The organism is Clostridium sp. (genome assembly GCF_051650885.1).
Classification (GTDB): domain Bacteria; phylum Bacillota; class Clostridia; order Clostridiales; family Clostridiaceae; genus Clostridium.
In genome coordinates this window covers 1-11,790 of record NZ_JBOFRG010000127.1, presented here as the reverse complement: position 1 = coordinate 11,790, position 11,790 = coordinate 1, and the positions used below count along the sequence as shown (strand labels likewise).

General features: G+C 29.2%; 9 protein-coding genes. All 9 read right to left on the bottom strand.

Going from position 1 to position 11,790, the window contains the following annotated elements; genetic code table 11:
* Positions 1 to 123: 123 nt before the first annotated feature.
* The gene (gene spoVT / locus ACRC28_RS06170) at positions 124 to 663 is read right to left on the bottom strand and encodes a stage V sporulation protein T (protein ID WP_438542574.1); all 540 of its coding nucleotides are present in this window, start codon (positions 661 to 663) and stop codon (positions 124 to 126) included.
* A gap of 268 nt (positions 664 to 931) precedes the next feature.
* A complete protein-coding gene (locus tag ACRC28_RS06165; protein ID WP_438542573.1) occupies positions 932 to 1,951 on the bottom strand; it encodes a peptidylprolyl isomerase in 1,020 nt (339 codons plus the stop codon).
* 88 nt (positions 1,952 to 2,039) lie between these two features.
* Entirely contained in the window at positions 2,040 to 5,552 is a 3,513-nt protein-coding gene (mfd, locus tag ACRC28_RS06160; protein ID WP_438542572.1) for a transcription-repair coupling factor, read from the bottom strand.
* Between the two features lie 13 nt (positions 5,553 to 5,565).
* Positions 5,566 to 6,141 (bottom strand): aminoacyl-tRNA hydrolase, encoded by a 576-nt coding sequence (pth, locus tag ACRC28_RS06155; protein WP_438542571.1) that lies wholly within the window; start codon positions 6,139 to 6,141, stop codon positions 5,566 to 5,568.
* Positions 6,142 to 6,273: 132 nt separating this feature from the next.
* A complete protein-coding gene (locus ACRC28_RS06150; RefSeq protein ID WP_438542570.1) occupies positions 6,274 to 7,335 on the bottom strand; it encodes a S1C family serine protease in 1,062 nt (353 codons plus the stop codon).
* Between the two features lie 16 nt (positions 7,336 to 7,351).
* The gene (locus ACRC28_RS06145) at positions 7,352 to 8,770 is read right to left on the bottom strand and encodes an ATP-binding protein (protein ID WP_438542569.1); all 1,419 of its coding nucleotides are present in this window, start codon (positions 8,768 to 8,770) and stop codon (positions 7,352 to 7,354) included.
* Positions 8,771 to 8,772: 2 nt separating this feature from the next.
* On the bottom strand, positions 8,773 to 9,459 hold the full coding sequence (locus ACRC28_RS06140) for a response regulator transcription factor (RefSeq protein WP_438542568.1): 687 nt from the start codon (positions 9,457 to 9,459) through the stop codon (positions 8,773 to 8,775).
* 329 nt (positions 9,460 to 9,788) lie between these two features.
* Positions 9,789 to 10,748 (bottom strand): ribose-phosphate diphosphokinase, encoded by a 960-nt coding sequence (locus tag ACRC28_RS06135; protein WP_438542567.1) that lies wholly within the window; start codon positions 10,746 to 10,748, stop codon positions 9,789 to 9,791.
* 34 nt (positions 10,749 to 10,782) lie between these two features.
* The coding region (glmU, locus tag ACRC28_RS06130) for a bifunctional UDP-N-acetylglucosamine diphosphorylase/glucosamine-1-phosphate N-acetyltransferase GlmU (RefSeq protein WP_438542566.1) at positions 10,783 to 11,790 on the bottom strand (1,008 nt) is incomplete at its 5' end.

Sequence of the window (11,790 nt, the reverse complement as noted above, 5' to 3'; positions counted from 1 at the left end):
CCTAAAACTATACTCCCTTTTATTAGAGATTGTTTCCTCATAAAATACCTCCAAACTTTTTACTTTCTTACTATTTTTATTTAAAGTTTAGAGGTATTATTACTCTTTTTTAATTATGTATTATTATTCCATTTGTTTTCCTAAAAATAATGCCGCAGCTTCAGCTATCTTTAATTCAACATCTGTAAGCTTGCTGTCTGTTTTTGACATAATAACTATGGCTCCAATAGCATCACCCTCTGCAATTATTGGTGCAATCACTTCTGATTTTATCTCTTTATGATTTTCATCGTTATGCATTGGAATAACTTTATCCCCAGTTAAGTGTACAACTTTTCTCCCTTCCATCACTTCTTCAAGTTCTCCACTTATTTTTCTATCGATATACTCTTTTTTAGTTGTTCCTGCTGAGGATATAAATGCATCTTTATCAGCAATAATAACAATATTTCCTATTGTACTTTGTAGACTTTCAGCATATTCTTTTGAGAAATCTGTTAATTCTCCTATTGGCGAATATTTTTTTAAAATAACGCCACCTTCTCTATCTGTAAATATTTCTAAAGGGTCTCCTTCTCTAATTCTTAAAGTTCTTCTTATTTCTTTTGGTATAACTACCCTACCTAAATCGTCGATTCTTCTTACAATTCCTGTCGCTTTCATAATTTATACTAAACCCTCCTTAAGTTTTATTTTAAAACTTTCTTTTGTTATATCTGACATTATTATTATTTGACTAGACAGAAATTTTATACCCACGTAACCATTATTTATATTTTATTTTTACAAATTTATTTATTTTTTTGTATATTTAGTATATACAATTTCATTTTCTTGCATATATGAACTTATATTAGAATATATTTAACTGTAAAATCTATTCAACAAAAGTAAAAAGCACCAGGTTTTTATACCTAGTGCTTTTTATTTTTTAGTTGTTTTTGTTTAATTTATCTGTATAAACTTTAACATCAAGTTCTTTTTTCCAAGTTTCTAAACTACTTTGTAATTTAGTTTGTTGTTCTTGTTTTGTTAATGTATCAATTATTGTTTTTTGAACATCTTTAAATGGTTGATATGCTAATTTAACATTTTCAACTTTTATGATGTGCCATCCAAATTGACTTTGAACTGGTGCTGAAATTTGACCATCTTTAGTTAATGTTCTCATTCCATTCATGAAAGGCTCTACAAGTTGTGTTGAATCATATGGAACCCATCCAAGACTTCCACCTTTATCTTTTGAACCTGGATCTTGGCTATCTTTCTTAGCAAGTTCTGCAAAGTTTTTACCATTATCCTTTTTAAGTTCTGCTTCAATCTTATCAGCCTCTTCTTTAGTCTTAACTAAGATATGTGAAACATCTGCTCCTGATTCTTTAGTAGTATATAACATTTTATTTTTATTGTAGTACTCTTGAGCTTGCTCTGGAGTTACTTTTACTGTGTCATATACAGCTTTTTGTAATGTATTTTCAATTATTATATTATCTTTTATTTGTGTTTCAAGTTCTGCTTGAGTTGTATTTTCTTGCTTTAATGCATTATCAAATGCTTCTTGCCCACCAAATTGTTTTATCATAGCTTGGATTTGCTCATTTACTTGTTTAGTTAAATCAGCTTCACTTGGCATAGTTTTTAATTTTGGTGCTTCTTGAAGAACAATTTGTTGGTCTACTAAAAGATTTAATGTTTGCTCTTCCATTTGAATATATTGTTGTTTAACTTGTGAATTCTCCATAAAGTTATCACCATACTGCTTTTTAACCATTGCAAGCGTTGGTGCCATAGCTTTATCTAAATCTCCTCTTGTTATATCATGGTCTCCAACCTTTGCTAAAGCCTCTTTTTGTATAGCTTCAGGTGTCTTTTGTATCATTTTGCAACCTACAATAGAGATACTTACTAATGCAACTATTCCTATCGCGACTAAACTTTTCACTTTACCCACGTCATTACCTCACTTTACTGAAAATTTTCCTTATTTTAACGTTCTTCTTAGTATATCAATATTATACACTTAATTCAATTATGGAAATTTACATATTTATGACTTTTATAATGTTTTGAAGCATTTCTTTAAAGAATGCCAGTATTTCCTCTTTTTTCACTGCATTTTGTTTAAATATAAGCTCTGGATTTTCTCCAAACTTCATAACAAATTTCTCTTTATACTTTTCAGAAACTACATTAAATATTTTAATATAGTCTTTATCATTTGCAACAAATTTAAATATTATTCCTTTAGGTGTTTCTTTTATTTCTTCAACTCCTAAAAGCTTTGCCTTACTTTTTATATAAGCTATATCCATTAAATTATATACACTTTCTGGAATGTCTGAATATCTGTCTTCAAGTTCATCCTTTATTTCCATATAATCATCTTTATTTTCAATAGCTGCAATCTTTTTGTATACTTCGATTTTTAAGTTTTCATCTTCAATATATCCACTTGGTATAAATGCATTAACTTTTAAATCTACTGTTGTTTCAACTGGCTCTTTTGATATCTCACCTTTAATTAGCTTTATTGTATCTTCAAGCATCCTACAATATAAATCATACCCTATACTTGCCATATGACCATGCTGTGAAGAACCCATCATATTTCCAGCACCTCTTATCTCTAAATCTCTCATTGCTATCTTAAATCCCGAACCAAGCTCTGTGAAATCTTTTAGTGCTTTTAATCTTTTTTCTGCAACTTCTGTTAATACCTTATCTTTTGTATATAAAAGATAAGCATATGCAATTTTATTACTTCTTCCAACTCTACCTCTTAACTGATATAACTGTGATAATCCCATCTTATCAGAATCCCAAACTATTATTGTGTTAACATTTGGCATATCAATACCTGTTTCTATAATAGTTGTACATACAAGAACATCAAATTCTTTATCCATAAATTTAATCATTTCATTTTCAAGTTGTCTCTCAGTCATTCTTCCATGTGCAAAGCTCACATTAGCTTCTGGAACCAATTCTTTTACGTAAGCCGCCATCTTCTCAATATTCTCTACTCTATTATAAACAAAGAATACCTGACCACCTCTATTCATCTCCCTTATGATTGCATCTCTAACAAGTTGGTCGTTTTGCTCTACAACATATGTTTGAATAGGATATCTCTCTTCTGGTGGTGTTTCAATAACGGATATATCTCTAGCACCCGTAAGAGACATATGAAGTGTTCTTGGAATTGGTGTTGCACTTAAAGTAAGTACATCAACATTCTTCTTAAGCCCCTTAATCTTCTCTTTTTGCTTAACTCCAAATCTTTGCTCTTCATCTACAATAAGAAGACCTAAATCTTTAAATTGAATATCTTTAGTAACCAATTTGTGAGTTCCTATTAAAATATCTAAATTTCCTTCTTTTGCCGCTTGTATAGTTAGCTTTTGCTGTTTAGCTGTTCTAAATCTACTAATCATATCAATCTTTACCGGAAAATCTGAAAATCTTTTTAATAAGTTTTTATAGTGTTGCTCTGCTAAAATAGTTGTTGGAACTAAGAATGCTACTTGTTTATTATCCATAATAGCTTTAAAAGCAGCTCTTATTGCAACTTCTGTTTTCCCATATCCAACATCTCCACATAAAAGCCTATCCATAACCTTTACCGATTCCATATCTTCTTTTATTTCTACTAAAGATGTAAGTTGGTCTGGTGTTTCTTCGTAAGGGAATTCATCCTCAAACTGTCTTTGCCATTCAGTATCTTTACTAAATTTATGCCCTTTTACTGCAGCTCTTTCTGCATAAAGCTTTACTAAATCTTGTGCTATTTCATCTATTGATTTTCTAGCCTTTAATTTTGCTTTTTGCCACTCTACTCCCCCAAGCTTATTTACCTTTGGAGTATTTCCTTCTCCACCAATATATTTTTGAATTAAATCAAGTTGGTCAACTGGGATATATAACTTATCACCTTTTTGATACACGATATCTAGGTAATCTCTCTTTATTCCACCCACATCAATTTGCTTTATTCCTTTATATACACCTATCCCATGATTTACATGTACAACAAAATCTCCAATTTTAAGCTCTGTAAATGATGTTATCTTTGATACACCTTTTTTATTTTTAGGCTTTTTCTTTAACTTTCTTTTTGCTTCTCCAAAAACATCTTTATCTGATATAACACATACCTTTTGTTCTGGATATTCAAATCCTTTTAATAAATTCCCAAAGGTTATTACAACCTCACCAAACTGAATCCCATCTACATCATCTTTATAAACACTTTCTATATCTCTATCTCTTAAAACTGAAACTAATCTTTCACCTCTAGTTCTAGTTCCTGATAAAATCAATGTTTTATATCCTGCTTCTTTTTTAGATTTTATATCTTCTATCAATAAATCTAACTGCCCTTGATACCCATGTAAGGTTATTTGTTTTAAACTCACTATTGAACGTGGCTTTAAAACCTCTCTGCCTTTTGGAAATACATCAAGAGTTACTATGTCACTTTCTTCTAAGTTTTCTATTACCTTTTCTTCATCTAATAAAAGCTTTGCATGAGTTGGTAGTATATTTCCCTTTTCTAAAAACATAGTGAAGCTTTCTCTAAACTCTATATAAGTTGATTGAAGCTTTCCTAAACATCTTTCTGTATCATCTAATACAACTCTACTATTACCTATATAATCAAAAAAGTTTTCAAGCTTTGTATAAAAAAATGGAAGATATGAATCTATCGTCTCAAAGCTCATTGTATTTTCTAAACTTTCTAAATTACCATTCATTGTTGATGATAGCTTTGATTTAATATCTGCATCTTTTATTTTTCTAACACTTTCTTCAAGTTCATGCCTTATTCCCATACTAGCTTTTTCTATAATTTCATCATCTACTATAACTTCTTTAGCTGGGAAAATTTCAACCTTCTTTACTTTATCTATACTTCTTTGAGAGTCAACATTGAATCTTCTAATAGAGTCTATTTCATCTCCAAACAGCTCTATTCTATATGGGTATTCCTCTGTTATAGGGAATACATCTAATATTCCACCTCTTAGAGCAAACTCCCCCTTACCTTCAACCATTTCAACTCTTTCATACCCCGATTCAACTAGAGTTTTACTAATAGCCTTAAAATCAACTTCTTCTGATACCTTCAGTTTTATTGTATGGCTTTTATAGTAACTTCTTGGAGTATAGTTAGCTGCAAAAGCTTCTATTGATGTTACTATAATTTTCTTCTTTTTATTTAATATTTCTTTTATAACCTTAAGTCTTGCCCATCTTAAATCTCCTGATATTGCATCAATGTTATAAAAAACAACTTCTTTCACTGGAAAATAATATACATCTAAGTTATAAAAACTTAAATCTTCGTATATATTTTTAGCTTCTATATCACTGTGTGCAACAACAACTAAAGGCTTATCATCCTCTTCATACAAGCTATTTATAAAATAGCTTCTTCCTGAGTCCGATAAACCATAGATTGCTTGTGGAAATCTTTTTTCTTTTATATTTTCCGATACACTTATAAAATCATTGCTCGACATTAAGGGTTCCATAAGCCCCTTTAATCTCATCTTTCCATCACCTCTATACTATTTCTTTTGGTTTAAATCCATTAAATTCATTCATAGCTGTTTTAGTATCTTCTTTTATAACAACCTCTGCTGCTTTTGCTACTGCTTCTAAAGTTTCATTTAAAGTATTTCTCTCTACCTTTGAAAAATTCCCTAAAACATGCTTTATTAAGTCATCCTTTGGACCACCTACACCTATTTTAACTCTTGAAAATACATCAGTACCTAAATGGCTTATTATACTTTTTATTCCATTATGACCTCCCGCACTTCCTTTTTCTCTTATTCTAATTTTTCCTACATCAAGACTTATATCATCATAAATAACTAATATATCTTCATTACTTATTTTATAAAAATCCATTACTTCTCTTACGCATTCTCCACTTAAATTCATGAAAGTTGTTGGCTTTATTATTATGGTTTTTTCTCCACCTATAAATCCTTCACCATACTCACCTTTGAATTTTTTCCTATTTATACTAATATTATACATGCTAGAGATAGCATCTATTGCATCAAATCCTATATTATGTCTAGTATTGTTATATTTATCTCCTATATTTCCTAATCCTATAATTAAAAACATATTAAAATCTCCTTGTAATTTTTATTAGTATTTCGTTTCTTCCTTTGTAATTCTATTTTAATTCAAATCACTCTATAATATTATACTAATTTTTAACAATAATAAAGAGACTTTTAAAAAAAGTCTCTTTACTTAAATAGTTATATTTACATTTTTTAATTTTCCATCTTTTAAAACTTCTAGTTTTAATATATCACCTTTTTTAAGTGATTTTGTTTCTTTATAGATATCGCTCAAACTTTCTATCTTTTGACCATTTATGGATTTAATTATATCAGTTGTTCCAATGCCTACTTTACTAGCCGGAGTTCCTGATTTTACTTCTGTTACATAAAACCCACTACCATCTTCTAATTCAGCACCATTTATTCCTAAAATATTAGCTCTATCTGTTACACTTTGAATACTATTTTGTATAGTATCTGTTCCTATTGCAAAGTATAATCCATTTAAATTGTATTTTTTAGTTATATACTCACTGTTTAATCCAATCATTTGACCTTTTGAATTACAAATTATTCCGCCATAATTTTGTGAATTCATTATAGCATTCGTTTGAAGCAATCTATATTTTTCTCCACCTACAGTTATTGAGTAATTGGTAGAAGTAATCACTCCTGATGTAACCATCCCAACATAATTGGAATTTGTTGCATTACCTATTGCTAATACTGTATCTCCGGCTTTTGCGTTTAAACTACTTGTATATTGTATCGGAGTTAAGTTTTTCGTATTTATTTTAAGGACTGCTATTCCTGTTTCTTCATCATATCCTAAAAATATTGCTTTTTCCGGTTCAGCACCTTTAGCTGGAAGCCTTACATAGATATCTTTCATATCTTTTATAAGATTATAGTCAGTCATAATTAAACCATCCTTACTAACTATAACTCCTGTCACATTACTCTGACTCACTTCTATCTGTTTTAAACTATCTACAGATGATCCTATCGTTACTAATGACGGTCCAACTTCTTTTATTATATTTTCTGTTATGCTATTATCTTGAACGGAACTTACAGCATTATTTACTGTATCATTAAACTTATCAGTTATATATTTAGTGGTTATTATTCCTGTTATTATTGCAGTTACAATAATTATCACAAATATATATAAGTTATTTCTTGTAAATAGAGGGGTTTTATTTTTTATATTTATCTGTCCCTCTCTTTTTTCAGTATTTTTACTCATCCTTATCACCAAACATTTATACTTTCTTTAAAGTGAATGTAAATACAACACCCTTATCTTTATAATTTTCAACCCAAATATCTTCGCCGTGTTCTGTCAGTATTAATCTTACTATAGGTAATCCAAGCCCTGTACTTACTTTATTAGTTCTTGATATATCTGCTTTATAGAATCTATCCCAAATTTTAACCCTTTGCTCTTTAGTAAGCGTTGGTCCATCATTGTAAATACTAACGTATACTTTGTCACCTTTTGACTTAGTATCTATTTTAACATTTCCATTTTCGTTACCATACTTTAATGCATTATCTATTAAGTTGGTTAAAACTTGTATTATCTTATCATTGTCTCCACGAACATATTGATGTGCCATTTCTAATGTAACATCAACATTGGTTCCAGTTTCCTTTACCTTACCTTCAAATTTTGCTAAACATTGTTTTATCATACTACTTATATCAAGCTCTTGCACATTTAACTTAAGCTTTCCTGTTTCCATAGTAGAAATGTCTAGTAAGTCATTTATAAGCCTTGATAATCTATCTGACTCATCATAAACTATTTTAAGATAATAGCCTTCTTTATCTCTTGGAATTATTCCATCTAAAATCCCTGATATAAATCCTTTAATAGAAGTTATAGGTGACCTTAGTTCATGAGAAACATTTGATATAAACGCTTTTCTGTTTTCATCTACAGTTTTCAATGATTCTGCCATAACATTAAATGAATCAGCAAGTTCTCCTATTTCATCAGCAGAAGTTACTTCTATTTTTTCATTAACTTCACCTCTTGCAAGTCTTCTTGCTGCTACATTTATTCTATCTATTGGCTTTATTAGTATTTTTTTACCATAAAAATATACCACTATTGCCCCTAGTATAATTCCTATTATTGCAGTAATCCAAATTACTTCTATGGCTTTCATTAATGATGCACTTATACTACTTAACGGTGTCATCATTACAACAAATCCACTAAAATATGCTCCTTTAAAAATAGGTTTTAAATAAACATATTCATTTTCATTTGTATTTTTTATATTATTATAAACTATAGATTTTCCTGATTTTAATATATCCATTTCTTTTGATGGAATATCTAGGTTAGTAAATTTATATTCTTCATGATTTACACTAGATACTGCATATGTGTATCCGTTTCTATCTGCTATTAAAATATCTGCATTTACTGATTTACTAACAAAATCCATTACGTTCTTAAGCGTTGCCAAGTTTGATCTATTATCTAAACTCAAATAAGTTATTGCTGCATTTTCTATAATTGCACTTTGGCTATTAAACTGTTCTTTCTTCTGGTTAAAATAATATCCTTTAAACCAGATGGATAAGGTTCCAGCTACTAATATTGTAGTAGCTGCTAAAATCAAAGTAAATGTTATGATGAGCTTATATATTAAGCTACTTTTTTTCATAATTATTTCACCTCGAATTTATAACCTACCCCCCAAACAGTCTCTATCTGCCATGTATCTCCTGAATGAAGTTTTTCTCTTAATCTTTTTACGTGAACGTCAACTGTTCTTGAATCACCTGGATAATCATATCCCCATACTTCACATAATAATTGTTCTCTTGTGAAAACTCTGTTTTTATTACATGCTAAGTAATATAATAATTCAAATTCTTTAGGTGGCATTTTTATTTCATTATTTTTATATATAACTCTATATGAATTAGCATCTATTGTTAAATCATTATATTGAATAACTTCCTTATTAGTATTGTCTGCTGTATATCTTCTCATTACAGCCTTAACTCTTGCTAATAATTCTTTTGGTTCAAAAGGTTTAACTATGTAATCATCTGCTCCTAACTCTAAAGCTAAAACTTTATCGAAAGTATCACCTTTAGCAGTTAACATTATTACTGGCGTTGTTCCTTCTTTTCTTATCCACTTTAAAACATCTATTCCATCTATGCTAGGTATCATAACATCTAAAAGAACAATGTCAGGCTTATATTCTAAAAATATCTCCTCTGCTTCTTTACCATTGTTAGCAACTTTAGTATCATATCCTGCACTCTTAACGTACATATTTATAACTTCGCAGATATTTTCATCATCATCTACGATTAGAACTTTTCCTAATACACCATCCATTTTGGTACCTCCATTTTTTATTTAAATTTCTGATAATAATAAATTTAAATTGTAAACTATCAATTATAAATTTATCACTTTTTTTCCTTTATTAATATAGTCTTTTCTAATAAGTTACAAATTATTAACCTATATTGAATTTTTTATCTTTTTTATTATGTTTTATATTATTTAACTAATACTTTTTCAACAATGTACCTTTTTTTGAAATATTTTTTTCATTAATTATTAATTTTATTTTCATATACTTATCTTTCTATTTCTTTAAGATTCTTATACATTAAATAAAAAGAAGTCATTTACTCTTATTCAATGACTTCTTAAACTAATTATACTTCAAATAATTTACTTATAGGCTTATCATCATAAATTCTTTTAATAGCTTCAGCAAATAATGGTGCTACCGATAAAGATTTAAACTTTTTCGTGTCTATACCTTCTGGTAATTTTATCGTATCTAACATAACCAATTCTTCAATTGCCGAATTTTCTATTCTTTCAAATGCAGGTCCCGATAAAACTCCATGTGTACAACATGCATATACATTTTCTGCACCAAGGTCTTTTAATGCATTAGCTGCATTTGTTATAGTTCCTGCTGTATCTATCATATCATCTAAAAGAATACACTTCTTCCCTCTAACATCACCTATTATATTCATAATTTCTGATACATTTGCCTTTGGTCTTCTTTTATCTATTATTGCTATTGGAGCGTTCAATTTATCTGCAAATTTTCTTGCTCTTGTAACACTTCCTAAATCTGGTGATACAACAACTACGTCATCTCTATCATCCATTCCTTTTTCAATAAAGTATTTAGCTAAAATTGATGCACCTACTAAGTGATCTACTGGTATATTAAAATAACCTTGAATCTGTGATGCATGTAAATCCATAGTTAATACTCTATTAGCTCCAGCTGTAGTTAAAAGATCTGCCACAAGCTTTGCTGTAATAGGATCTCTTGATTTAGCTTTTCTATCTTGTCTTGCGTAACCATAGTATGGAATAACAGCTGTTATTCTTCCTGCTGATGCTCTTTTAAATGCATCAATCATTATTAACAACTCCATTAAATTATTATTTACTGGCGATGATGTTGATTGTACTATAAATACATCTGCACCTCTAACTGTTTCATTTATATCAACTGATATTTCTCCATCACTAAATGTTCCCACTTTTGATTTTCCTAATTCTATATCTAATATCCTTGATATTTCATTTGCTAATTCTGGGTGTGAGTTTCCTGTAAATATTTTTATGTTATTCCCATGATTTATCATTATTTGAAGACCTCCTAAATATTTAGCTAATTAATTATTTTTTTAATCCTTTTTTTAAAGCCCAACCTTTTATGTTTCTTTGTCTTGCTCTAGCTACTGCTAAATCACCTTCTGAAACTTCATTAGTTATTGTTGAACCTGCTGCAATATATGTGTTGTCTCCAACCTTTACAGGTGAAACTAAGTTTGTATTACATCCTATAAAGCTATTGTCACCTATTATAGTTTTATGCTTTTCTTTTCCATCATAGTTTACAACAACTGTTCCACAACCAAAGTTACATTTTGATCCAACTTCAGCATCTCCAATGTAAGTTAAATGTGAAACCTTTGTTCCATTTCCTATAGTAGATTTTTTAACTTCAACGAAGTCTCCTATTTTAACATCATTCCCTATAGTACTTTCTGGTCTGATATATGCAAAAGGTCCTACACTTGTATTTTCTCCAATTTTACTATCTAAAATAACTGAAGATTCTACTGTTGTATTATTCTCTATTACACTATTTTTAATTCTTGAATTTTGGAAAATAGTACATCTTTCACCTATCACAGTGTTTCCTTCTAATATTGTATTTGGATAAAGTATAGTATCTTTTCCTATAACAACATCAGCACCTATATAAGTTGATTTTGGATCTATTAATGTTACACCATTAGTTAAGTGTACAAGATTAATTCTATCTCTTAATATTTCCTCTGCTTCTGCAAGTTGTGCTCTTGAATTTACACCTAATGTATCTTCATAATCAGTAATTACAGCACCAACTCTATCCCCGTTTTCTTTTATAATTTCTATAGCATCTGTTAAATAATATTCACCTTGAACATTATCATTTGATATTTTATCTAATGCTTCTACAAGAGCTTCTATATCAAAGCAATACATAGCTGCATTCATTTCATTTACTTTTAATTCTTCTTCGTTACAATCTTTATGCTCAACAATTTTTAAAACATCATTGTTTTCATCTCTTATTATTCTTCCATATCCTGTTGGATCTTCTACTAATGCACTTAATAAAGTTGCTTTGTTACCATT